General features: G+C 71.9%; 23 protein-coding genes and 1 tRNA gene. 3 read left to right on the forward strand and 21 right to left on the reverse strand.

Annotation, left to right across the window (positions count from 1 at the left end):
* Positions 1-23: 23 nt before the first annotated feature.
* On the forward strand, positions 24-863 hold the full coding sequence (locus ACVW00_RS10270) for an SDR family oxidoreductase (protein ID WP_457113097.1): 840 nt from the start codon (positions 24-26) through the stop codon (positions 861-863).
* Between the two features lie 145 nt (positions 864-1008).
* A complete protein-coding gene (locus ACVW00_RS10275) occupies positions 1009-1368 on the forward strand; it encodes a cupin domain-containing protein (protein WP_457110804.1) in 360 nt (119 codons plus the stop codon).
* 45 nt (positions 1369-1413) lie between these two features.
* Here ACVW00_RS10275 and ACVW00_RS10280 read toward each other — a convergent pair whose 3' ends face one another.
* The 3 genes from ACVW00_RS10280 to ACVW00_RS10290 all read right to left on the reverse strand — a co-directional run bounded on the left by ACVW00_RS10280 (position 1414) and on the right by ACVW00_RS10290 (position 3427).
* The gene (locus tag ACVW00_RS10280) at positions 1414-1938 is read right to left on the reverse strand and encodes a hypothetical protein (RefSeq protein ID WP_457110805.1); all 525 of its coding nucleotides are present in this window, start codon (positions 1936-1938) and stop codon (positions 1414-1416) included.
* Positions 1935-3056, reverse strand: coding sequence for a serine/threonine-protein kinase (locus tag ACVW00_RS10285; protein ID WP_457110806.1), 1122 nt, complete (start codon positions 3054-3056; stop codon positions 1935-1937). The genes ACVW00_RS10280 and ACVW00_RS10285 overlap by 4 nt, the downstream gene beginning before the upstream one ends.
* A 297-nt stretch (positions 3057-3353) precedes the next feature.
* Positions 3354-3427, reverse strand: a tRNA-Pro gene (locus ACVW00_RS10290).
* Positions 3428-3532: 105 nt separating this feature from the next.
* Between ACVW00_RS10290 and ppgK the strand changes: the two genes are divergently transcribed.
* Positions 3533-4270 carry a polyphosphate--glucose phosphotransferase gene (ppgK, locus tag ACVW00_RS10295; RefSeq protein WP_457110807.1) on the forward strand — a complete coding sequence of 246 codons (738 nt, stop codon included), beginning with the start codon at positions 3533-3535 and terminating at the stop codon, positions 4268-4270.
* 16 nt (positions 4271-4286) lie between these two features.
* Here the strand turns inward: ppgK and der are convergent, their stop codons facing one another.
* The 18 genes from der to ACVW00_RS10385 all read right to left on the reverse strand — a co-directional run bounded on the left by der (position 4287) and on the right by ACVW00_RS10385 (position 22832).
* Positions 4287-5645 carry a ribosome biogenesis GTPase Der gene (der, locus tag ACVW00_RS10300; RefSeq protein ID WP_457113098.1) on the reverse strand — a complete coding sequence of 453 codons (1359 nt, stop codon included), beginning with the start codon at positions 5643-5645 and terminating at the stop codon, positions 4287-4289.
* 14 nt (positions 5646-5659) lie between these two features.
* Positions 5660-6400 carry a lysophospholipid acyltransferase family protein gene (locus ACVW00_RS10305; protein ID WP_457110808.1) on the reverse strand — a complete coding sequence of 247 codons (741 nt, stop codon included), beginning with the start codon at positions 6398-6400 and terminating at the stop codon, positions 5660-5662.
* A gap of 2 nt (positions 6401-6402) precedes the next feature.
* Positions 6403-7080 (reverse strand): (d)CMP kinase, encoded by a 678-nt coding sequence (cmk, locus tag ACVW00_RS10310; RefSeq protein ID WP_457110809.1) that lies wholly within the window; start codon positions 7078-7080, stop codon positions 6403-6405.
* Between the two features lie 296 nt (positions 7081-7376).
* The gene (locus ACVW00_RS10315) at positions 7377-8501 is read right to left on the reverse strand and encodes a prephenate dehydrogenase (protein WP_457110810.1); all 1125 of its coding nucleotides are present in this window, start codon (positions 8499-8501) and stop codon (positions 7377-7379) included.
* Positions 8494-8877 carry a chorismate mutase gene (gene aroH, locus ACVW00_RS10320; RefSeq protein ID WP_457110811.1) on the reverse strand — a complete coding sequence of 128 codons (384 nt, stop codon included), beginning with the start codon at positions 8875-8877 and terminating at the stop codon, positions 8494-8496. The genes ACVW00_RS10315 and aroH overlap by 8 nt, the downstream gene beginning before the upstream one ends.
* A gap of 33 nt (positions 8878-8910) precedes the next feature.
* Positions 8911-9675, reverse strand: coding sequence for a pseudouridine synthase (locus tag ACVW00_RS10325; RefSeq protein WP_457110812.1), 765 nt, complete (start codon positions 9673-9675; stop codon positions 8911-8913).
* Positions 9665-10384, reverse strand: a complete 720-nt coding sequence (gene scpB, locus ACVW00_RS10330; protein ID WP_457110813.1) for an SMC-Scp complex subunit ScpB — start codon at positions 10382-10384, stop codon at positions 9665-9667. Before scpB ends, ACVW00_RS10325 begins: the two co-directional genes overlap by 11 nt.
* Positions 10381-11262, reverse strand: coding sequence for a segregation and condensation protein A (locus ACVW00_RS10335; RefSeq protein WP_457110814.1), 882 nt, complete (start codon positions 11260-11262; stop codon positions 10381-10383). Before ACVW00_RS10335 ends, scpB begins: the two co-directional genes overlap by 4 nt.
* Before the next feature lie 4 nt (positions 11263-11266).
* Positions 11267-11629: a hypothetical protein gene (locus tag ACVW00_RS10340; RefSeq protein WP_457110815.1), complete on the reverse strand. Its 363-nt coding sequence runs from the start codon at positions 11627-11629 to the stop codon at positions 11267-11269.
* Positions 11626-12441 carry a ParA family protein gene (locus ACVW00_RS10345; protein ID WP_457113099.1) on the reverse strand — a complete coding sequence of 272 codons (816 nt, stop codon included), beginning with the start codon at positions 12439-12441 and terminating at the stop codon, positions 11626-11628. Before ACVW00_RS10345 ends, ACVW00_RS10340 begins: the two co-directional genes overlap by 4 nt.
* Positions 12442-12981: 540 nt before the next feature.
* A complete protein-coding gene (locus ACVW00_RS10350; RefSeq protein ID WP_457113100.1) occupies positions 12982-13926 on the reverse strand; it encodes a site-specific tyrosine recombinase XerD in 945 nt (314 codons plus the stop codon).
* Positions 13927-13964: 38 nt separating this feature from the next.
* Positions 13965-15095 (reverse strand): alanine dehydrogenase, encoded by a 1131-nt coding sequence (gene ald / locus ACVW00_RS10355; protein WP_457110816.1) that lies wholly within the window; start codon positions 15093-15095, stop codon positions 13965-13967.
* Between the two features lie 328 nt (positions 15096-15423).
* Positions 15424-16059, reverse strand: coding sequence for an NUDIX domain-containing protein (locus ACVW00_RS10360; RefSeq protein ID WP_457110817.1), 636 nt, complete (start codon positions 16057-16059; stop codon positions 15424-15426).
* A complete protein-coding gene (locus tag ACVW00_RS10365) occupies positions 16052-17743 on the reverse strand; it encodes a CTP synthase (protein ID WP_457110818.1) in 1692 nt (563 codons plus the stop codon). The genes ACVW00_RS10360 and ACVW00_RS10365 overlap by 8 nt, the downstream gene beginning before the upstream one ends.
* Before the next feature lie 151 nt (positions 17744-17894).
* On the reverse strand, positions 17895-18827 hold the full coding sequence (locus tag ACVW00_RS10370) for a copper transporter (RefSeq protein ID WP_457110819.1): 933 nt from the start codon (positions 18825-18827) through the stop codon (positions 17895-17897).
* Complete coding sequence (gene steA / locus ACVW00_RS10375) at positions 18824-19984, reverse strand: putative cytokinetic ring protein SteA (RefSeq protein WP_457110820.1); 1161 nt, start codon at positions 19982-19984, stop codon at positions 18824-18826. The genes ACVW00_RS10370 and steA overlap by 4 nt, the downstream gene beginning before the upstream one ends.
* Positions 19985-20130: 146 nt before the next feature.
* On the reverse strand, positions 20131-21858 hold the full coding sequence (recN, locus tag ACVW00_RS10380) for a DNA repair protein RecN (RefSeq protein WP_457110821.1): 1728 nt from the start codon (positions 21856-21858) through the stop codon (positions 20131-20133).
* Positions 21855-22832 (reverse strand): NAD kinase, encoded by a 978-nt coding sequence (locus ACVW00_RS10385; RefSeq protein WP_457110822.1) that lies wholly within the window; start codon positions 22830-22832, stop codon positions 21855-21857. Before ACVW00_RS10385 ends, recN begins: the two co-directional genes overlap by 4 nt.
* Position 22833 lies beyond the last annotated feature (1 nt).

The raw sequence follows: 22833 nt of genomic DNA on the forward strand, positions 1-22833 counted from the left end.
GCGCCATCGGGTATCCGCGGCAGATGGACCGACCCCCACAGCACCAGGAACCGCCCGGCAGCCAGGCCGACATGCGGCCGCGACCGGACTGCGGCGAGGACAGCTACGAGGGCCACGGGCGCCTCGAGGGAAAGGCCGCCGTGATCACCGGTGCCGACAGCGGCATCGGGCGTGCCGTGGCTATCGCGTACGCCCGAGAGGGCGCCGACGTCCTGATCTCCTACCTCGACGAGCACGACGACGCCGCCGAGACGGCCAAGTACGTCGAGGACGCGGGCCGCAGGGCCGTCCTCGTCCCCGGTGACCTCGCCGACCCGCAGCACTGCCGCGACGTGGTCGCGAAGGCCGTCGAGGAGTTCGGCCGCGTCGACGTCCTGGTCAGCAACGCGGCGTACCAGATGACGCACGAGACGCTCGAGGAGATCCCCGACGAGGAGTGGGACCACACCATCGCGACCAACTTCTCCGCGATGTTCCACCTCTGCAAGGCGGCGGTCCCCCACATGGGTCCCGGCTCGTCGATCATCGGCAGCTCGTCGGTGAACTCCGACATGCCGAACCCCACCCTGGCACCGTACGCCGCGACCAAGGCCGCCATCGCGAACTTCTCGGCGAGCCTGGCGCAGATGCTCGGGGACCGGGGCATCCGGGTGAACAGCGTCGCACCGGGACCCGTCTGGACCCCGCTGATCCCCTCGACGATGCCACCGGACAAGGTGGCGGAATTCGGCGCGAACACGCCGCTGGGACGCGCCGGCCAGCCTGTCGAGCTCGCGCCCGTCTACGTGCTGCTGGCGTCGGACGAGGCCAGCTACATCTCCGGTGCCCGCGTGGCCGTGACCGGCGGGAAGCCGATCCTCTGAACCCGAAGCCGTCCGCCGTGCAGGGGCGGGCGCGGCAGACGTCATGGCTCCGTAAGCCCCGCCCCTGTCCAACCGAGCGCAATCGTCCTAGGTTGGAGGCATCGCAGGTCGATCCCGGGCGGCCCCACTTCACCGGGAGGCAGCCGTGGCATCGCTCGACTCACAGAACATCGAGAAGCCGCACGAGACCAGGCCGTTCCGGGCCCACGGCCAGATGGACGTGGTGACCCTGGGCGACTTCACGCTCGGGAAGGGCGTGTTCGAACCAGGTTGGCGCTGGTCCGAGGACGTCAAGCCGATCGCCGGCACCGACTCCTGCCAGGTCAGGCACACCGGGATCTGCGTCTCGGGGCGGATGACGATTCGGATGGACGACGGCACCGAGGGCTCCATCGGCCCCGGCGACGTCGTCCTCATCGAGGCTGGGCACGACGCCTGGGTCGACGGCGCCGAGGCGTGCGTGCTGTACGACACGGGCGTCGCGGCGTACGCCAGGCCGCAGTAGGCGGGGCCTCCGCGGCCGGGGGCACTCGCGTCTACCGGTCCTGGGTCAGGGGCTGGTCGGCGATCCGGTCGGGCTCGCCTCACGCGTGACTCCCGACGTCGGACTCGCGCTCGGCGACGCGCTTCCGGTCGGGCTGGACGTCGGTGTCGTCGTGGGTGTGCCGGTCGGGATCGTGGACGGCTCGACGTGGGGCTTCGCGGACTTCGTCCTGCTCGGCCGGGAAGCAGTGGTCGAGGGGGACGTCTCGTACCCCGACGGTGTCGTCGAAGGGGTGGCTACAGGGGCGGGCAGCATGGCCGTGAGCTCGTTGGCGGCACTCAGGACCCGGGCGGCGTCGTCGTCCTGCAGCTCCCCCGCATCGCGTGCCTTCAGCACGGCGGCCTTCAGCGCGTGCAGGTCCTGCCTCGCGGCGGCGAACTTGTGGTCGACGAGCGCCGCGTCGATCCGGTGCAGGATGACGTCGAGGTGCGGCACCTGGTCCGCCGCCGACGGTGCCTGGTCGGCGCTGCCGCAGCCACTCACGGCGAAGGTCGTGGCCACGACCACCGCGGCGATCCGGTGACGGCTCACGGCTGGTGCCCGTCGACCGCGTCATGGAGGTCGGACAACGGCTGCTGCAGCCGGCTCGGTACTCCGGACGGCACATCCGTCCTGGACCCGGAGCTCTGCGGGTGGTCCCACGGACTGATGGCGAGGACAGCGGCCAGTGCGCCCGTCGCGAGCAGGCCGGCCAGGACCGACGCCCACAGGACTCGCCGTCTCGGAGCCGGTCCGCCCGGCAGCGGCTCGTCATCGGTGGACTGCGCGGACGGGACCCGGCGCGCCTGCGTGACCTCGAGGTCGCCGGTCGCGATCGACGCCTGCTCCAGCCGGGCGACAGCCGGCCTCGCGGGACCGAGACCGGCCAGCTCTGCCGCGACCTCGGCCGCGGCGGGCCTGTCCTCCGGGTTGCGCCGGGTCATCCGGGCGATGAGCAAGCGCCACGCGGGATCGATCTCGTCCGGGATCTCGGGAGCCGCCTGCAGTCTCGCCATCGCGGCCTCGATCGCCGACCCGGTGTAGGCGCGGACGGACGTCAGGGACTCGAGAAGGACCAACCCAAGGGAGAACAGGTCTGCTGCCGGACCGATCGGCTCGCCCGCGACCTGCTCGGGGGCGAGGTACGCCGGTGACCCGATCGTGTCCCCCGTCCTCGTGTGGTGCTCGACGGCGCCGACCAGGGTGGCGATGCCGAAGTCGGCGAGGAGCACCCGTTCGTCGTCGCAGAGGAGCACGTTGCTCGGCTTGATGTCGCGGTGCACGACGCCCCGGTCGTGCGCGTAGGCGAGTGCCTCGGCCAGCTGACGTCCGACGGAGCGGACCCGCTCCGGATCGACCGGGCCCTCCGCGATGCAGGCCGAGAGCGTCGGACCCGTCGCCAGCTCCATGACCAGGTAGGGGCGATCGGCCAGGATGCCCGCGTCGAGCAACGTGATCAGCCCCGGATGGCTGAGCGAAGCGAGCGTGCGCGCCTCGGCGATGAACCGCTCCCGCTGCCCCGGCTCGGCGATCTCCCGGAGCATCTTGACCGCCACCGGGCGCAGCAGGAGCTGGTCGGTCGCCCGGTACACGTCGGCCATGCCACCGCGCCCGATCACCTCGTCGAGGGCGTAGCGGCCGTCCAGGACCATCTGGCTGTCCACGGTCATCGGTCAGGAGTGCCCGACCTCGCCGTGCACCGGGCCGGACCGCTCCCCCGACTCTGGCTGCATCGCTCGCCGAGTCACGACGAGACCGAGACCGAACAGGAGAACCCCGAGTGCGACAGCCATGGTGGCCTCCTAGGAGATGTGCGGCGGCGACCGCAAGGGCTCCCTAGTAGTTCCCGCACGCTCGGGGACGAAACGTCGCCGCCACCCGGCCTCGGACCGGACGGCACGCGTGGAAACGACGAACACCTGGACCCGCGCTGCGCGGGTCCAGGTGTGTGCGGAGACATCGCCCGGTCGGGCTGACAGGATTTGAACCTGCGACCCCTTGACCCCCAGTCAAGTGCGCTACCAAGCTGCGCCACAGCCCGAACGCCCGCCGTGGCGAGCGAGGGGAACCTTACCGTGTCCCGCCGGTCGGGTCCGAATCGGGCTGCTACGCGCGGGTACGTCGCGGTCTTTGGTTGACTTCGCTCATGACCCATCCGATCGGCATCGATTTCGGCGGCAGCGGCATCAAGGCTGCCCCCGTGGACCTCACCCTCGGGGACTTCGCCGCCGACCGGGAGCGGATCCCCACCCCTGCGCACTCGTCCCCCGAAGCGGTGGCCGAGGTGATGGTCGAGCTCGTCGGCCGGTTCCCCGAGGCGACCGGGCCGGTCGGGGTGACCATCCCCGGCGTCGTCCGGGCGGGCGTGGTCCACTCGGCCGCCAACATCGACAAGGACTGGATCGGCACCGACGCCGACGCGCTGCTCACCCGCAGGCTCGGCCGCGACGTGCACGTGGTCAACGACGCCGATGCCGCCGGCGTCGCCGAGCTCCGGTACGGCGCAGCGAAGGGCCGCTCCGGCCTGGTGATCCTGACGACGCTGGGCACCGGGATCGGCTCGGCGCTGCTCTACAACGGCGTACTGGTGCCCAACTCCGAGCTCGGCCACCTCGAGATCGACGGACACGGTGCGGAGACGCGCGCGGCTGCGAGCATCAAGACCAGCGAGGACCTGTCGTGGAAGGAGTGGGCCGGCCGGCTGACGACGTACTACCGCACGCTCGAGAAGCTGTTCTCGCCCGATCTGTTCGTCGTCGGCGGCGGCGTCAGCAAGGACGCGCCGCACTTCCTGCACCTGATCGACATCGACACCGAGATCATCCCCGCGACGCTCCGCAACCGGGCGGGGATCATCGGCGCCGCGGTGATCACCGCCGAGTGAGGGCCGACCGCATCGCTCAGCGCTTGCGCTTCTCCCGCGGGCGCACCTGAAGGGCGATCGGCGTGCCGACGAAGCCGAACTCCTCGCGCAGCCTGCGCTCGATGTAGCGCTCGTACCCGGCGTCGAGCTTGCCGGAGGTGAACAGGATGAAGGTCGGCGGCGAGGTCTGCGCCTGCGTCCCGAACAGGATCCTCGGCTGCTTGCCGCCGCGCACCGGGTGTGGGTGCTCGGCGACGAGCCGGCCCAGGAACGCGTTGAGCGTGCCGGTCGAGACCCGGGTCTCCCAGCCGCCCAGCGCCGCGTCCAGCGCCGGCACGATCCGGTCGATGTGCCACCCGGTGCGCGCGGTGATGTTCACGCGGGGCGCCCACTGGACCTGCACCAGCTCGCGCTCGTACTCGCGCTCGAGGTAGTAGCGACGCTCCTCGTCGACGAGGTCCCACTTGTTGAACGCGATCACCAGAGCACGCCCTGACTCCCGGACGGTCTGGATGATGCGCATGTCCTGCTCGGAGATCGACTGGCTGCCGTCGATCACCAGCAGCGCGACCTCCGCACGCTCCATGGCGGTGGCGGTGCGCAGGGACGCGTAGTACTCGTGGCCGGATGCCGTCTTCACGCGCTTGCGGATCCCGGCGGTGTCGATGAACCGCCAGGTCCGGCCGCCCAGCTGGACCAGCTCGTCGACCGGGTCGACGGTCGTGCCGGAGACGTCGTCGACGACCACGCGCTCCTCCCCCGCGAGCTTGTTGAGCAGGGAGGACTTGCCGACGTTGGGCCGGCCGATGATCGCGATCCGGCGGGGACCGCCCACCGGGGCGAAGCTCTCCTCCGGCGTCTCGGGCAGTGCGGCCAGGATCGCGTCGAGCAGGTCACCCGAGCCGCGGCCGTGCAGCGCGGAGACGGCGAACGGCTCGCCGAGACCGAGGTTCCACAGCCCGTAGGCCTCCGCCTCCGCCCGCTGGTCGTCGACCTTGTTGGCCGCGAGGACCACCGGACGCCCGCTCTTGCGCAGGATCTTCACGACCGCCTCGTCGGAGTCGGTGATGCCGACGGTGGCGTCGACCACGAACAGCACTGCGTCGGCCAGCGACACCGCGACCTCGGCCTGGGCCGCGATCCGCTCGAAGAGGCCGCGCGCATCGGGATCCCACCCGCCGGTGTCGACGACCGTGAAGGCCCGCCCGTTCCAGGTCGCGTCGTACGAGACCCGGTCGCGGGTGACGCCCGGCACGTCCTCGACGACGGCTTCGCGGCGACCGATGATGCGGTTGACCAGCGTGGACTTGCCGACGTTGGGCCGGCCGACCACGGCCAGGATCGGGACCCTCAGGTCCGACCCAGGCTCTGACCGCTCGTCGCTGGGGGTCGGCACGTCGTTCTGCTCTGTCACAGGATTTCCTTGTCATTGCCCGGGATCGGCCCGGGAAGCGTCATGCCGGTGGCCCGCTGGGCCTCGGCGAGCGTGTCCAGCAGGACCGTGCGGATCTGCTGGCTGAGCGCGTGCGTGTCGGGCTGGTGTCGCGGCCACGGGCAGTGTGCGACCTCGAGCGCCGGGCCGAAGCTCATCACGATCGGGCTGCGCGGCGGCGGCAGCGAGTTGTTCGAGCCACCGGGCAGCCTGGTGCCCAGGAACACCACCGGGACGACCGTGGCGCCCGCCGCCATCGCGAGGTACGCCGCTCCGGGCTTCACCCGGTCGACCTCGCCGGCGCCGCGCGTGCCCTCCGGGAACACCCCGACCACACCGCCGTCGCGGAGCACCCGCAGCGCGGACTTGACCGCCGCAGGGTCGGGTCCCTCGCGATGGACCGGGATCTGCCCGCTGGCCATGAGGAACCCGCCCAGCTTGCCGTCGTACATCTCACGCTTGGTCAGGACGTGCACCGGACGCGGCGAGACGATCGCCATCAGCGGACCGTCGATCACGCCGACATGGTTGCCGACCACCACGACGGGGCCGTCCGACGGCATCTGCTCGGCACCGCGCACGGTGAGGTCCCACCGGCGGTGCAGCACCCGGGCCGCCCAGAACCGGTTGCGGCGGAGCAGCGCCTGCCGTGGGTGCGGGACGTCGGCCGACCGGGGAAGCTCCACGTGGGCCGACGAGGAGCGGCGCCCGGGAGCCACGGTCACGACGATGTCCGGTGCGCCGGAGATGCCTCGCGGGCGTCCTCGACGATGGCGACGACCCGGTCGATCACCTCGTCGAGGTCCCAGGGCGTGGTGTCGAGGTGCAACGCGCCCTCAGGCACGACGAGCGGCGCGGCGGCGCGGCCGGAGTCGATGGCGTCGCGCCGCAGCAGGTCGGCCTCGGTCGCCTCGACCGAGCCGCTGCCGTTCTCCGCCGCCCGTCGTGCGGCGCGCGCGGACGGGTCGGCAGTGAGGTAGAGCTTGACCTCGGCCTGCGGCCAGACGACCGAGCCGATGTCGCGGCCCTCCACGACGACGCCGCCCTCGCCCAGGGCGGCCGAGATGATCTCGCGCTGCAGCTCGAGCAGGCGCCGGCGCACCGCCGGCACCGTCGCCACGGGGCTGACCGCTGTGGTCGCCTCCGCGGAGCGGATCGCCGTGGCCACGTCTTCCCCGTCGAGGGTGATCGTCGGCTGCAGCGGGTCGGTGCCGGAGACGAGCACGGGCTCCGCGGCGTGCGCGCCGACGGCCTCGGGGTCGTGGACGTCGACGCCGTGAGCGAGCATCCAGACGGCCATCGCGCGGAACTGCGCGCCGGTGTCGAGGTAGCGCAGTCCGAGGCGCTCGGCCACCCCGCGGGCGGTGCTCGACTTGCCGGAGCCGGACGGACCGTCCATCGCGACGACGACCCCTGGTCGAGGTACTGCGCCCACCACTTCGGCTCCCGCCCTTGTCGCCCGTCCGCTGCTGCTCGTGAGGCGCGTCTGCGCCGGGAAGAATCCTACCGGTGGCGCGGCGAGGACTCCGCCAGCCAGACGGCCAAGTCCGAGGGGTCGTGCAAGCGAGCGTCGCTCAGCGCGTGCGATGGCAAGGCCGAGGAGGGAAGGCGCGGCAGCGCCGCGTTGACCGACGAGAACGCAGCAAGCGTGCGTGATGGGCGGCGCGCAGCGTGCGACCTCTTGGACTTGGTCGTCTAGCGGTGGGCCGTCCAGTGCCTCTCCTCGAGCGCGGCCCGCAGCCGCTCGGCGGCACCCACGTCGACGACCACCTCGACCAGACCCGCGGGCCTGCCGGGGTCGTGGTCGATGTGCAGGTCCTCGACGTTGACGCCGATCTCGCCGATGTCCGCGAAGAGCCGGGCGAGCTCACCGGGGTGGTCGGGCACCAGCACGTAGACCTCGGCCGTCTCCAGGCTCGGTCCGCCGTGCTTGCCCGGGATGGCCCGGGTGCCGGCGACGCCGCGGTTCAGGATCTCGACGAGGTCGTCGGGCGAGCGCTGTTCGACGGCGGCGATCAGCTCGTCCAGCTGGCGGCGTACGGCGTGCAGCAGGTCGGTCACCGCGGACCCGTTCGCCCGGATGATCTGGCCGTAGAGGTCCGGATCACCGCCCGCGACCCGAGTGACGTCGCGCACGCCCTGCCCGGAGAGCGAGAGGTGGTCGGGCACCGCCTCCGCCAGCTGCGACGCCGCGAGCACGGCCAGGAGGTGGGGCAGGTGCGAGGTCCGGGCAACGGCCAGGTCGTGCTCGACGGGCGTCAGCCGCACCGTGGTGGCTCCGCAGAGCTCGACGAGCGCCTCCACCAGCAGGACGGCGCCGGGGTCGGCGTGCACGTGCGGCGTGACCGCCCAGGGTCGACCGTCGAAGAGGGCCGCGCTCGCGGCGAGCGGGCCGGACCGCTCGCTGCCCGCCATCGGGTGGCTGCCGACGTAGCGGGCGAGGTCGGCCTCGGACGCGTGGTCGCTGATCTGCTCGAGCGGCAGCGCCTTCACGCTGCCGATGTCGGTGACCACGGCGCCGGACTCCAGCGCCGTGAGCACCACCTCCGCGATGTGCACGGGCGGCACCGCGACGACCACCAGCTGTGGCGCGCCGTCGGCGGGCGGCTGCGTGCCTGCTCCCAGGCTGATCGCCGTGCGCAGGTGCTCGGCGTTGGCGTCGCTGAGCCAGACCGGGATGCCGGCGGCACGTGCCGCGAGGCCGATCGACGTTCCGAGCAGCCCCGTGCCGACGACGTGCACGGGACCGACCAGGGCCGGGCCGGGCGTGCCCGGTGGTCGAGCCGAGCCCGGTGGTTGAGCCTGTCGAAACTCAGTCATCGGGCATCGACCGCACCCGGGTGAGGTCCGTGCGCAGCATCGCCGCACCGTGCAGGTAGACGTGCGTGATCTCCGCCCGCGGCAGGTCCGTCTCGACGTGCGCGAGCATCCGCACGACGCGCGGCATCGAGGCCTCGATCTCCAGCTCGCGGGCGCACAGCAGCGGGACCTCTCCGAAGCCGAGCTGACGGGCGGCGTACGCCGGGAACTCCGCGACCAGGTCCGAGGTCGCAGTGAAGATCACCGAGATGAAGTCGTCGACGTCGAGCCGGTTTGCCGCCATCACCTCGGTGACCATCTCGGCGACCCTGTCGAGCATCTCCTCGCGCGTGTCGCTGACCAGCTGGGTGGCTCCACGGACGGCGCGTACGGACACGGTGCGACCCTACGCGACGGCGCCCGGCCCCGATCACAGGCCGGCGGTGTCGAGGAGCGACCCCACCTCGTCGCTCGTGAGCTCCCGCAGCGCGCCCGCCTTGAGCGTGCCGATGCGCACCGGTCCGACAGCGGTGCGCGTCAGCCGCTGCACCGGATGGCCGAGGTGGTCCAGCAGCCGGCGGACGATCCGGTTGCGGCCCTCGTGGATGACCAGCTCGACGATCCCGCGGTCGGCGGTGGCCGAGATCACTCGCGCCCGGCGTACCTCCACCGGGCCGTCCTCGAGCGTCACGCCGGCCAGCAGCTCGCGGACGGTGGCCTTGTCGACCCGGCCGGCGACCTCGGCGACGTAGGTCTTCTCCACCTCGTACGACGGGTGCGCGAGACGCTGCGCGAAGTCGCCGTCGTTGGTCAGCAGGATCAGCCCTTCGGTGTCGGTGTCCAGCCGGCCGACGTGGAACAGCCGCTCCGGGCGGTCGGCGACGAAGTCCGACAGGGTCCGGCGGCCCTCCGGGTCGGACATCGTCGAGACCACGCCCCTCGGCTTGTTGAGGACGAGGTACACGTGTGCGCTGATCGGCGGCAGCCGCTTGCCCGAGACGCGGATCACCGCGGTCGTCGGGTCGACCTTGGTCCCGAGTCGGGTGACCACCTCGCCGTCCACCTCGACCTCGCCGGCGAGCATGAGCTCCTCGCACTTGCGGCGGCTCGCCACGCCGGACTGCGCGAGCAGCTTCTGCAGGCGGATCAGCCCGTCCGGCCCGATGTCGGCACGTGTCTCGGGGTCAGTCTCCATCGGGCTCGACGTTAGCGCCCGCCTGCGTCGAGCCGTCGTCGGGGAGGTCGACGTGCTCGGGCGAGGACATGCCGGCGACTGCCTCCTCGAGGTCGGAGTCGTCCATGTCGGGCACGAACGGCGCGAGCTCGGGCAGCTGGTCGAGCGAGGTCACCCCGATCCGCTCGAGGAAGTAGCTCGTCGTGCGGTAGAGGTGGGCGCCCGTCTCGGCGTCCGTCCCGGCCTCCTCGACCAGTCCGCGGGTCAGCAGCGTGCGCATGACACCGTCGACGTTGACGCCGCGGATCGCGGAGACGCGGCTGCGGCTCACCGGCTGCTTGTAGGCCACCACGGCCAGCGTCTCGAGCGCCGCCTGGGTGAGCCTCGCCTGCTGGCCCTCGAGCACGAACCGCTCGACGACCGGGGCGAACTCCTCGCGGGTGTAGTAGCGCCAGCCGCCGGCGACGTTGCGCAGCTCGAAACCTCGCCCCTGCTCGTCGTACTCGGCGGCCAGGGCAGCGAGTGCCTCGGCGACCTCGCCGAGCGGGTAGCCCACGGCGGTCGCGAGGCTGTACTCGTCCAGCGGCTGGTCGGCCACCATCAGCACCGCCTCGAGCGCCGGGCGGAGGTCGGCGAGCGGGACCGCGAGGGTCTCCTCCTCGACCGGTGACGTGGGGGCGTCGAGCGCCGCGTTGTCGAGGTCGGTCTCGTCGATGTCGATCTCGGTCATGCCTGGTTGCTCCCTGGTGGTTCGTCCGGGCTGCTCTGCGGTGCCTGGACCGGCTCCGGGCTGCCGTCGAACTCGTCGGTGATCTCGATGTCCTCGTCGTCGGCGCCCGTCCACCGGACGGTGAGCTCGCCGAGCGGGCTGACCTGGTCGAACGCCACGACGCCTTCCCGGAACAGCTCGAGCAGGGCCAGGAACCGGGCGACCTTCGTCATCAGGTCGGGCGCGTCACCGGCGAGCTTGCGGAAGGTCAGCGTCCCCTGGACCCGGAGCCGTTCGACCACGACGTGCGCCTGCTCGCGCACGCTCACGGCCGGCGCATGGATGTGCGCCAGCGAGAGCTGCGGCTCGGGCCGGGGCTCCAGCGCCCGGGCCGCCAGGGCCGCGAACTCGTCGAGGCCCAGCCCGATCAGCACGTCGGGCAGCAGGTTCGCGAACCGGTCGTCGAGCCCAACCGCTCGCGGGAAGCGCAGGGCCTCGACGGCCAGGCGGCGTTCGAGCACGGTCGCGACCTGCTTGAACGCCTTGTACTGGAGCAGCCGGGCGAACAGCAGGTCGCGCGCCTCGAGCAGCGCGAGGTCGTCCTCGTCCTCGACGTCACCGGCCGGCAGCAGCCGGGCGGCCTTGAGGTCGAGCAACGTCGAGGCCACCAGCAGGAAGGAGGTGGTCTGGTCGAGGTCCCAGACGTCACCGCCCGCCTTGATGTGGGCGATGAACTCGTCGGTCACCTGGGACAGCGCCACCTCGGTGACGTCCATCTTGTGCTTGCCGATGAGGCTCAGCAGCAGGTCGAAGGGGCCCTCGAAGTTGTCCAGGCGTACGGCGAAGCTGCCGGTGGTGCCTTCCTCGGGGGCGAGCTCGCTGGTCACGGTCGCGCTCATGCGGTCATCTGATCAGCCGGCGGACGAGCTCGCTGTCGTCGCCGTGCTCCTCGAGCTCGGCGAGCACGATCGAGAGCGCCTCGCGGACCAGCCGGCCGCGGTCGACCGCCAGTCCGTGGTCACGGCGCAGCGTCAGCCGGGCGTGCTCGATGTCGACCAGCTCGTCGGCGGTGACGTAGACGGTCATCTTCTCGTCGTGGCGCACCCGACCACTGGACCGTCGTGCCCGGCCCTCGGCCTCGGGCGGCTCCGGGACCGCTGCCACCGGGCGACGCCTGGCGGGCTCGGACGGCTCCTGGGTCTCGGCGTCCTCGGTGCCGGCGTCCGCCGTCTTGCGGAACAGGTCGTCGGCGGTCGGCAGGCTCACTCGTCGCGCCAACGCGCCAGCACCTCCTTGGCCAGCTGACGGTAGGAGTCCGCGCCCGCGGACGCCGTGGCGTAGCTGGTGATCGGCTCGCCCGCGACCGTGGAGTCGGAGAACTTCACCGTGCGCCGGATGACGGTGTGGAAGACCGTGTCTCCCCAGGCCTCGACCAGGCGCTCCATCACCTCGCGACCGTGCAGGGTGCGGCCGTCGAACATGGTGCCCAGGACGCCGTCGATCTTCAGCTTGGGGTTGAGCCGCTCGCGCACCTTGTCGATGGTGATCTTGAGCAGGGCGACTCCGCGCAGCGCGAAGTACTCGCACTCCAGCGGCACGATCACGCTGTCGGAGGCGGTCAGGGCGTTGACGGTGAGCAGCCCGAGCGAGGGCTGGCAGTCGATCAGGATCACGTCGTACTTCTCGATCGCCGGCGCCAGCACCCGGGCCAGGGTCTGCTCGCGGGCGACCTCGTGCACGAGCTGGACCTCGGCTGCCGACAGGTCGATGTTCGACGGGAGCAGGTCCATGCCGGCGACCCCGGTGGGCACCACGACGTCGTCGAGCGCGACGTCTCGCTGCATGAGCAGGTTGTAGATGCTCAGCTCCATCTGGTGCGGGTTCAGGCCCAGGCCGACCGACAGCGAACCCTGGGGGTCGAAGTCGACCAGCAGCACCTTGCGGCCGTACTCGGCCAGAGACGCACCCAGGTTGATGGTGGTCGTGGTCTTGCCCACGCCGCCCTTCTGGTTGCACAGGGAGATCACCCGCGCATGGCCGTGCGTGGTGAGCGGGGTGGGCTCGGGCAGGTCGGGCATCGGCCGTCCGGTCGGCCCGAGGGCGACCTCGGACTCCTCGGCGATGCTCACGGTCACGTCCTCCTCGGCTTCGGTCCGGATCTCTCCCAGTGTGACCTGCGCAGGGACCGAATTCCGGGAGGCGGGGTGGGTGATCACGGTCGCGTCGCCCGCGATCGTCGCCGCCGGATTGACGACGAGCGGGGGCATCTCGGACGCGCCGGACCCACCTGCACCGTATGACTCGGGACCGCTCATCGGCCTGCTCCCCTGTGTGATCTGCTGGTGGTTCTTCTGGGTGGGTCTGCTGTGTCCCGCGGGGTCGATGTGATCGGTCGGCGGGCGCCTGCCCGGAACCGCTCGATCTCTTTGTCGACTTGCCGTCATGTCGTGCAGTGGGCGCGACTCTATGCACGCACGGTGGGCGTCACAAGCCGATCCGGGACTTCGGTGGATCGCCGGTGAAATCTGGGGAAACCGTGTGCACCGCCCCGCGCTCAGATGCACAGGCGGTGCACCGCCTGTGCATAACCCTGTGCGTTCGCGGGGCCTCCGCAGGGCTCAGGCGAGGGCACGCGGATGCGAGGCGGCGTACACCTCGCGGAGGGTGTCGACGGTGACCAGCGTGTACACCTGCGTGGTCGTCACAGACGCGTGGCCGAGCAGCTCCTGGACGACCCGCACGTCGGCGCCACCCTCGAGCAGGTGCGTCGCGAACGAGTGCCGCATCGTGTGCGGCGAGACCTCCGCCGTGACGCCGGCACGCTCGGCCGACCGGACGATCACCGTCCAGGCACTCTGCCTCGAGAGTCGTCCACCGCGCGCATTGAGGAACAGCGCTCCCCTCGGCCCGGTGGCCGCGCCCGCAGTGGTGGAGCCCGCCGAGACGAGGGCTGACCTGGCCCGGACCAGGTACGCCGCGATGGCCTCGGCGGCGTACCGCCCCAGCGGGACGACGCGCTCCTTGCTGCCCTTTCCGCGCAGGAGCACGGAGCCACCGCCGGCGCCGTCCGGCTCGCCGAGGTCCACGTCGTCGACGTCGAGGCCGACCGCCTCGGAGATCCTGGCCCCCGTGCCGTAGAGCAGCTCCAGCAGGGCGCGGTCGCGGAGCGCGAGCACGGTGCCGGCGGCCCCGGCGGCCTCCAGGATCGCCTCGACGTCGGCCAGCGGCAGTGCCTTGGGCAGGCGCTTCGCCGGGGTCGGGGGCCGGACGCCGACCGACGGGTCGAGCCGGGCCAGCCCGTCCTTCACGGCGAACTTGTGGAAGCCCCGCACCGCGACCACCGTGCGGCCGGCCGATGCGGCGCTGAGCGGCGGGTGGTCCTGGTCGCCCTCCCGCAGCGCCGCCAGGAAACCCAGGACGGTCGCCTCGGAGATCGAGTCCAGGTCGCCGATCGCGAGCGTGTCGAGGTACTCGGCGTACCGGCGCAGGTCGCGGCGGTAGGACTTCAGGGTGTTCTCCGCGAGGCCGCGCTCCACCCCGAGGTGGTCGAGGTAGGTCCGGATCGCCCTGACCAGGGCGCTCGGACCGGAGGTGGCCTGGGTCAGGACGGCGCTCCTGCGCTCAGGACGTCGTCGAGCGAGGTCGCCGGCAGCTGGTGTGCCTCGGCCACCGGGGCGTTGGTGAGCGCACCCGCGTGGGTGTTGAGCCCGAGGGCCAGCGAGTGGTCGTCACGGCACGCCTGCTGCCAGCCCCTGTCGGCGAGCTTGACCGTGTAGGGCAGCGTGGCGTTGGTGAGGGCGTAGGTGGAGGTGTTCGGGACCGCACCCGGCATGTTGGCCACGCAGTAGAAGGTCGAGTTGTGCACCTGGTACGTCGGCTCGGCGTGCGTGGTCGGATGGGTGTCCTCGAAGCAGCCACCCTGGTCGACCGCGATGTCGACGAGGACCGAGCCGGGCTTCATCTCCGCGACCAGGTCGTTGGTCACCAGCTTGGGCGCCTTCGCACCGGGGATGAGCACCGCTCCGATCACCATGTCCGCCTCGAGCACCTGCTGCCGGATCGCCAGCTTCGACGACGCCAGCCCGTGGACCCGGTTGTTGTAGCGCCAGAACGACATCCGCAGCTTGTCCAGGTCGGTGTCGAGCAACGTCACGTCGGCACCCATGCCGAGCGCGATGTTCGCGGCGTTCTGCCCCGAGACGCCGGCGCCGATGATGACGACCTTGGCGTTCGCCACCCCGCCGACCCCGCCCATCAGCACGCCCCGGCCACCCTGGGCCTTGAGCAGCGAGTGGGCGCCGACCTGCGGTGCCAGGCAGCCGGCGACCTCAGACATCGGGTAGAGCAGCGGCAGTCCGCCCGAAGGCAGCTGGACGGTCTCGTAGGCGATCGCGGTGACCTTGCGGTTGACCAGCTCCTCGGTCAGCGGCCGGTCAGCGGCGAGGTGGAGGTAGGTGAACAGCACCAGGCCCTCGCGCAGCCGGTGGTACTCCTCGGCCACCGGCTCCTTGACCTTCAGCACGGTCTCGGCGCTGCCCCACACCTCGTCGGCGGAGTCCAGCAGCTTGGCCCCGGCGCCTTCGTACTCGTGGTCCGGGATCGACGAGCCGATGCCCGCACCCCGCTCGACGAACACCTCGTGCCCGTGCTGGACGAGCTCGTGCACGCCGACGGGGGTGATCGCCACCCGGTACTCGTGGTTCTTGACTTCCTTCGGTACGCCGACCCTCACTGGCCCTCCACACGTCGTCGGCGCGCCGTTGCGCCGGTGCCGCGAGTCTATTCCCGGAGCACCCCCGCACGCCGAGCGGGCACAAAGGCTGCGCCCACGTACGCCGAGCGGGCACAAACGCCGCGCCCACGTACGCCGAGCGGGCACAAACGCCGCGGCCGAGTACGCCGAACGGGCACAAACGATGCCTGCTCGTCCGACTCGACGCAGCATCTCTGCCCGCTCAGGGCCGTTCATGCCAGCGTTTCTGCCCGCTCGGGGCAGCCCAGCCCAGCGTTTCTGCCCGCTCGGGGCAGCCCAGGCCAGCGTTTCTGCCCGCTCGGGGATCTCAGAGGCGGCCGCGTGCCTTCAGGGCCTCGTGGGCGAGCACGGCGGTCGCCAGCGGCGCGTCGGCCACGCTGCCGTCGAGCACGGCGTCGACGAGCTCCCCCAGCGGGACGCGCGAGACGGCCATCTCGGCCTCCTCGTGGTGCGGGTCGAACCCGCGGTCGACCTCCTCGAGCCCGCGCGCGAGGAAGAGCGCGTGCGTCTCGGAGGTGATCCCGGGAGACGCATAGGTCGTCATCAGGTGGGTCCACTCGCGGGCCTGCAGCCCGACCTCCTCGCGCAGCTCTCGTTGCGCGGCGACGACCGGGTCCTCGCCGGCGACGTCCAGCTTTCCGGCCGGCAGCTCGACCAGGCGCATCTGCACCGGATGGCGGTACTGGTGGATCACGACGACCCGGTCGTCATCGTCGAGCGCCAGCACCACGACCGCACCGGGATCCTCGACGACCAGCCTGCGGAACGTGTCCTCGGGGTGCAGCGGTCGATGGATCGTGTCGGACCGGAACGCCACGACCCAGTCGTCGCGGTGGAGGTACGACGAGTCGACGACCGGCCAGCTCAGCGGCTCGTCCGCCAGCAGCTGGTCCCGACCGACCGCACGCTCGCCGCTCGACCCCGCTTCGGAGGGGTCACTCATCGTCGACCGAGACCCGCCGCAGCCCGGTCTCGTCGATCGGGATGCGCAGCTCGCGCTGGCGCGCGAGAGCCGCCCCGACCAGGCCCGCGAACAGCGGGTGCGGCCGGGTCGGCCGGGAGCGGAGCTCGGGGTGTGCCTGGGTCGAGACGTAGTACGGGTGCACGTCGGCGGGGAGCTCGACGTACTCGACGAGGTTGTTGTCCGGCGACGTCCCGGAGAAGACCAGCCCGGCGGACTCGAGCTGCTCCCGGTAGCCGTTGTTGACCTCGTAGCGGTGGCGGTGCCGCTCCTCGACCCTGTCGGTGGCGTACGCGGCCCGGACGACGGACCCCTCCTTCAGCAGCGCTGGATACATGCCCAGCCGCATGGTGCCGCCGAGGTCGCCGGCGCCGTCGACGTAGGCGTGCTGCTCGGCCATCGTGGCGATCACCGGCTCGGGACAGTCGGGGTCGAACTCGGTCGAGGCGGCCTTCTCGAGGCCGGCGATCGACCGGGCGTACTCGATCACCATGCACTGCAGCCCCAGGCACAGGCCGAGGGTCGGGATGCCGTGGGTGCGGGCATAGGTGAGCGCCCCGAGCTTGCCCTCGATCCCGCGGATCCCGAACCCGCCGGGGACGCACACGGCGTCGACGTCGGCGAGGTGCTTCGCGGCGCCCTCGGGCGTCTGGCAGTCGTCGGAGGCGATCCACTCGACGTTGACCCGCGCGCGGTGCGCGAAGCCGCCGGCCCGGAGCGCCTCGACGACCGACAGGTAGGCGTCGGGGAGGTCGATGTACTTCCCGACGAGCCCGATGGTGAGCTCCTCGTCGGGGTGGTGCACCCGCTGGAGCAGGTCGTCCCAGGCGGTCCAGTCGACGTCGTGGAAGGGCAGGTTGAGCCGGCGTACGAGGTAGGCGTCGAGCCCTTCGCGGTGCAGCACCTTGGGAATGTCGTAGATCGACGGCGCGTCCGCAGCGGTGACCACGGCGTCCTCGTCGACGTCGCACATCAGCGAGATCTTCCGCTTGACCGAGGCCGGGATCTCGCGGTCGGCGCGGCACACGATCGCGTCGGGCTGGATGCCGATCGAGCGCAGGGCAGCGACCGAGTGCTGGGTCGGCTTGGTCTTGAGCTCGCCCGAGGGACCGATCCACGGCACCAGTGAGACGTGCAGGAAGAAGCAGTTGTCGCGACCGACGTCGTGGCGCACCTGCCGCGCCGCTTCGAGGAAGGGCAGCGACTCTATGTCGCCTACGGTCCCACCGACCTCGGTGATGACCACGTCGACGCCGGGTCCTCCCATCGCGCGGATCCGGTCCTTGATCTCGTTGGTGATGTGCGGGATCACCTGCACCGTGTCGCCGAGGTAGTCGCCGCGGCGCTCCTTCGCGATGACCGTCGAGTACACCTGCCCGGTGGTCACGTTGGCGATCTGGCTGAGGTCGGTGTCCAGGAAGCGCTCGTAGTGGCCGATGTCCAGGTCGGTCTCGGCGCCGTCGTTGGTGACGAACACCTCGCCGTGCTGGAACGGGTTCATGGTCCCGGGGTCGACGTTCAGGTAGGGGTCGAGCTTCTGCATGGTGACCCGCAGGCCGCGCGACTTCAGCAGGCTCCCGAGGCTGGAGGCCGTCAGCCCCTTGCCGAGCGAGGAGGCCACTCCGCCGGTGACGAAGACATGCTTGGTCGGCTGGCTTGTTACCAAGGGAGCTCCCGTGGGTGTGGTTCGCAGTTGTTGCGGATCCGGCTGACGAGCGCCCAATTTCTGGGCATCGGTCAGGACATCTCCACGGGGTTCAACCCTATCAAGAAGACCGGGCTGCCGTCGCACGACGCACCAGCCGCGGACCGCAGCGTCAGTGCTTGGCCCCGGGGATCGGTCCGTCGGCCGCGCCGACGGCGCCGTACTGGCCGATCGTGCCCTGGGCGCGGGCGGCGAGGGCCAGCACACCGGCGACCTGGCCCATGGCCGTCTCGACGCTGTCGACCGTCGACACCACGCGACGGGTGTCGGACGCCCGGAGCGCACCGAGCAGGCCCCGGCTTCCTGCGGAGGCGGTGGATCCGACCACGACCGTCGGCAGCTGCGAGCCGAAGGCGCGCAGGATGGTCACCGGCACCGCGTTCTGGGCGCCCGCCGCGTCTGTGCGGGCGGCCGGACCGGCGACGACCAGCGCGAGTCCAGCGCGTGCGGACTCGGGCTGCGGCAGGTTCACCAGGTCCGCGCTCTGCAGGCCCGAGACGATGCCCGCGGCCGTCGCGTCGTACGCCGCCTGGGCCGGCTGGCCCGTGGGTCCCGTGCCGACCGCTCGTGCGAGCAGGGCGCCGAAGCGGCCATAGCCGCCAGCGTCCGCCGGGACCTCCAGGCCGCCGGCCTGGGTGAGCATCTGGCTGGTCAGCGCCTCGACCAGCTGGCGACTGGACGACCGGCCCATCGCGGCTGCCAGGGCGACCTCGGCGGTGATCTGGCCCTGCGCCGCCGCAACCTCTGCCTTGAGCCGGTCGACCACCTTCGGATCGGCTCCGGGCAGCGTGACCAGCGCGATCGAACGGCCCGCCAGGGCACCGCGGGTGAGCGTGGGTCCTGTGGCAGTGGCGAACGCGTCGGCGAACGCTGCCGACGCCCGCAGGCTCTCGACAGTGCGCTGCTCCCGGACGACCTTGGCCTTCTGCGCGGCCAGCTGCTTGTCGCGCTCCTTGTTGCTGTGCTGGAGCGGCCCGGCACCGATGCCGATGCCGAGGGCGACGGTGAGGACCGCGACGGCGGCGCGGATCAACCAGGGCTTCATGCGCCACTCCCCCCGCGCCCGCCCAGCCAGTCAGGCAGCCGGCCGCTCAGGTCGTGCCACCAGTCCTGGCCGACGGGGGTCGCCGCCACGGTGACGGCGAGCACGGCGACCGCCGCGAGGAGCACGAGCAGCAGGTGCCAGATCCGCACGCGTCCCGTGTAGAGCAGTCGCAGGGCGGCCGCGTCGACCGCGGTCGTCCCGAGCCGCATCCGGGTCAGGACCGTGCTCGCCTGGTCGCTGCGCTCCCGGTCGATCAGCTCCTCGAGCGTGGCCGGGTCGCCGACCGGCACCACCAGGCGGGCGCCGCCGTTGTGGGCGAGCAGCAGGCCGACGTCGGTGCTGGAGGCGGACGTCGCCACGTCGTACGTCGGGACGTTGAGCTTCGCGACCTGACGCCGGACGCCGTCGCCCGCTCCGTGGAGGACGATCTCCCGGGCCCGCCGTAGCACCTTCTCGCTCGGCGCGGCGTCGCGTCCCAGGACGAGAACGTCGATCCGTCGGCGCCCTCGAGTCAGGTGCTCGGCCCCGCCGTCGACCCCGACCAGCACGGGACGCTGCTCACGAACGAAGCCGGCGAGGCGCCGGACCTCGCGCGCGGTCGCCTGCGGCCCCACGACGACCACGGGACGCCCGACCAGCCTGGTCCGGAGCACGGGAAGACCGGTGCCGTGCAACAGCACGCCTTCCTCGCGTCGCAGGAACTCGCTCGCCGTGTGCGCGAAGGTGTCGAGCTGGCTGGCCAGGCCGGCTCGCGCCCTGTCCATCCGTTCACGGATCTCCTCGGTGGTCAGCTTGCGCCCGTCGACGACGACCTCGTCGCCGTCGTAGAGCCGGCTGCCGTCGAGGCGGAGCACGGAGCCGTCCTTCAGGCGGCGAACCGCCGCCGGGTCGGCTTCGAGCAGCACGACTCCGTCCTCGTCGAGCACCGCGGGGCCCAGGTTGGCGAAGCGACCGGAGACGAACTCCGCCGCGTTGAGCACCGCTGCCGGCCTTCTCTCGGCCAGGGCCTTCGCCGAGGCGGCGTCCAGGTCGCGCCGGTCGATGACCACGAGGTCGCCGGCCTGGACCCGGTCCACCAGCATCCGGAAGTCACGGTGGGCACGGACCGTCACGGCCCCGGCCACGGGACCCGGGGCGGAGCGGTTCGGGAGCCTCATCGCACGACCTCCCGACCGGGTCCGAGAGGGGAATTCGGGGCAGCGTGGAGGAAGAAGCACATGACCCCGGCATCGTTGCACGTGTCCGGCGGGTTCCCGTGGAGGGGCCGCCGCGTCGGCGTTGCCCCGTGCGGTGGGCCCGGAGCTCAGCTGCCCTCGGCGCGCGCCTGCTGGGCCACGTCGAGGAGCTCCTGTGCATGTGCCATGGCGGTCTCGGACTCCTCCAGACCGGCCAGCATCCGCGAGAGCTCGCGCACCCTGCCCTCGTCGTCGAGCACCTCGAGGCCCGAGGTCGTCACGGAGCCGTCGCTGGACTTCGCGACCACGACGTGCCGGTCGGCGAAGGCCGCGACCTGCGGCAGGTGGGTGACCACGAGCACCTGGGCGGATCGGGCCAGCGCGGCCAGGCGGCGGCCGATCTCGACGGCGGCCTTGCCGCCCACGCCGGCGTCGACCTCGTCGAAGACGAACGTGGGCACGGGGCTCGTGCCGGCGAGGACCACCTCGATGGCGAGCATCACCCGGGACAGCTCTCCGCCTGAGGCGCCCCTGTGGAGCGGCCTCGGCTCCGAGCCGGTGTTCGCGGCGAGCAGGATCTCGATCTGGTCGACGCCCGAGCCGGTGAACCGCCAGGTCTCCCCGTCGATCTCGAGCCCGTCGGGGTCGGGCGTGCGCGTGATCCGGACCTCGATGCGGGCGTGCGGCATCGCCAGCGCACGGAGCTCGCCGGTGACCGCCTCCGCGAGCTCGCCGGCGGCCTCGTGGCGGGCCTTGGAGAGACGGGCAGCGAGCCCCGAGAGGTCGGCTCGCAGCTGGAGTCGCTGCTCGCGGAGCTGCGTGGCGCGGCCCTCGGAGTCTTCGAGGTCCAGCAGCCGGGCGGCCGATGACTCGGCCCAGGCGAGCACCTCGTCCACCGTCTCGCCGTACTTGCGCGTGAGGGCGGTCAGCGCGGCGCGCCGCTCGGAGACGACCGCGAGTCGCGCCGGGTCGGTCTCCAGGCCCGAGGCGTACGACGCGACGTCGGCGGCCAGGTCGGAGAGCAGGTAGCTGATCTCGGCGATCCGGTCAGCGAGCCGGCCCGCCTCGGCGTCGTGCTCGCGGACCGACTCCAGAGCCCGCCGAGCCGCTCCCACCGTGCCGAGGGCGTCGGGGACGTCCGCATCGGAGGAGAGGGCCTGGCGGGCGAGCTCAGCGGCCGCGCGCAGGGTGTCGGCGAAGCCCAGGCGCGCCTCCTCGTGCGCGAGCGCTGTGTCCTCGCCGGGTTGCGGCTCGACCGCCTCGATCTCGGCCAGGCCGAGCCGCAGCACGTCGGCTTCGCGGGCACGCTCACGCGCGGCTCCGACCACGTCGGCCAGTTCGGCCTCGACCTGCTTGAGGAGCGCGTGCGCGCTCGCGTAGTCACGCTTGAGCGAGGCAGCGGCCTCGCCGGCGTGGCCGTCGACGGCATCGCGCTGGGCCTCTGCCCGGAGCAGGCGGTGCTGGTCGGACTGGCCGTGCACAGCCACCAGGAGGTCTGCGAGCGACTGGAGCGCCGACACCGGCACCGACGCCCCGCCGAGGAAGGCCCTCGAGCGGCCCTCGGCAGACAGCTGCCGGGCGAGCACGAGGGTGCCGTCCTCGACCTCGCCGCCGAACTCGTCAGCCTGGGCCGCGACCGCCTCGTCGACGGTGACGATGCCCTCGACGCGGGCACCCTTCGCGCCGCTGCGCACGGCACCGGCGTCCGACCTGGCGCCGAGGAGCAGGCCGAGCGCGGTGACCAGCATGGTCTTGCCCGCACCGGTCTCCCCGGTGACCACGTTGAGCCCCGGGCCGAGCTCGAGAACGGACTCCTCGATCACCCCGAGCGAGCTGATCCTGAGCTCTTCGATCATGGGGCGTCCGCCTTGTGTGAGGGAGCGCCCAGAGCATTGTTGCGACGGCGCTCGGAGGACCCGCGCCAGCCCTCGACCGGCAGGCCGAACTTCGCGACCAGCCGGTCGGTGAACGGCGCCTGGTGCAGCCGGACGAGGTGCACCGGATGCAGGCCACGGCGTACCTCGATGCGAGCGCCGGGCGGGAGATCGACCGTGCGCCGGCCGTCGCACCAGAGCACGCCGGCCCCTTCGGTCCGGGCGAGCACCTCGACGGCGAGCACGGAGTCCGGGGCGACGACCATCGGCCGTGCGAAGAGCGCATGGGCACTGATCGGCACCATCAGCAGGGCGTCCACCCCCGGCCACACGACGGGCCCGCCTGCGGAGAAGTTGTACGCCGTGGACCCGGTCGGGGTCGCACAGACCACGCCGTCGCAGCCCCATCGGCTGAGCGGGCGCCCGTCGACCTCGACCACGACCTCGAGCATCCGCTGTCGCGCGGCCTTCTCGACGCTGGCCTCGTTCAGCGCCCAGGTCGAGGCGACCAGCTCCTTGCCCTGGTAGACCGAGACGTCGATGGTGAGCCGGTCCTCGCTGGTGTAGCGCCTGCCGACGATCGCGTCGATGGTCGACTCGATGTCGTCGCTCTCCGCCTCGGCCAGGAAGCCGACATGACCCAGGTTGACGCCGATCAGCGGCGTCGAGGTGCCGTGGGTGAGCTCGGCGGCGCGCAGGATCGTGCCGTCCCCGCCGAGCACGACCACCAGCTCGCAGCCGGCGACCGCACCGTCCTCGGCGACGAGCTCGACGCCCTCGCTCTCCCCCACCTGGAGGTCGGCGGCCTCCTCGGGAAGCACCCGGACGACGACCCCGTGGGCACGCAGAGCCCCGATGACCTGCCGGGCCACCGCGATCGCACCCTCGCGCCCGGTGTGCGCGAGCAGGAGGATCCTGCGTACGCCGTCAGGTTCCGGTGTGCGGTCGTCGGTCACG

It is taken from the genome of Marmoricola sp. URHA0025 HA25 (assembly GCF_054059435.1).

Coding starts and splice junctions, on each gene's coding strand:
- ppgK (WP_457110807.1), top strand. CDS start 3,533: ATGACCCATCCGATCGGCATCGATTTCGGCGGCAGCGGCATCAAGGCT.
- ACVW00_RS10270 (WP_457113097.1), top strand. CDS start 24: ATGGACCGACCCCCACAGCACCAGGAACCGCCCGGCAGCCAGGCCGAC.
- ACVW00_RS10360 (WP_457110817.1), bottom strand. CDS start 16,059: ATGAGTGACCCCTCCGAAGCGGGGTCGAGCGGCGAGCGTGCGGTCGGT.
- steA (WP_457110820.1), bottom strand. CDS start 19,984: ATGAGGCTCCCGAACCGCTCCGCCCCGGGTCCCGTGGCCGGGGCCGTG.
- ACVW00_RS10315 (WP_457110810.1), bottom strand. CDS start 8,501: ATGACTGAGTTTCGACAGGCTCAACCACCGGGCTCGGCTCGACCACCG.
- ACVW00_RS10325 (WP_457110812.1), bottom strand. CDS start 9,675: ATGGAGACTGACCCCGAGACACGTGCCGACATCGGGCCGGACGGGCTG.
- recN (WP_457110821.1), bottom strand. CDS start 21,858: ATGATCGAAGAGCTCAGGATCAGCTCGCTCGGGGTGATCGAGGAGTCC.
- cmk (WP_457110809.1), bottom strand. CDS start 7,080: ATGGACGGTCCGTCCGGCTCCGGCAAGTCGAGCACCGCCCGCGGGGTG.
- scpB (WP_457110813.1), bottom strand. CDS start 10,384: ATGACCGAGATCGACATCGACGAGACCGACCTCGACAACGCGGCGCTC.
- ACVW00_RS10370 (WP_457110819.1), bottom strand. CDS start 18,827: ATGAAGCCCTGGTTGATCCGCGCCGCCGTCGCGGTCCTCACCGTCGCC.
- ACVW00_RS10335 (WP_457110814.1), bottom strand. CDS start 11,262: ATGAGCGCGACCGTGACCAGCGAGCTCGCCCCCGAGGAAGGCACCACC.
- ACVW00_RS10285 (WP_457110806.1), bottom strand. CDS start 3,056: ATGACCGTGGACAGCCAGATGGTCCTGGACGGCCGCTACGCCCTCGAC.
- ACVW00_RS10345 (WP_457113099.1), bottom strand. CDS start 12,441: ATGCCCGACCTGCCCGAGCCCACCCCGCTCACCACGCACGGCCATGCG.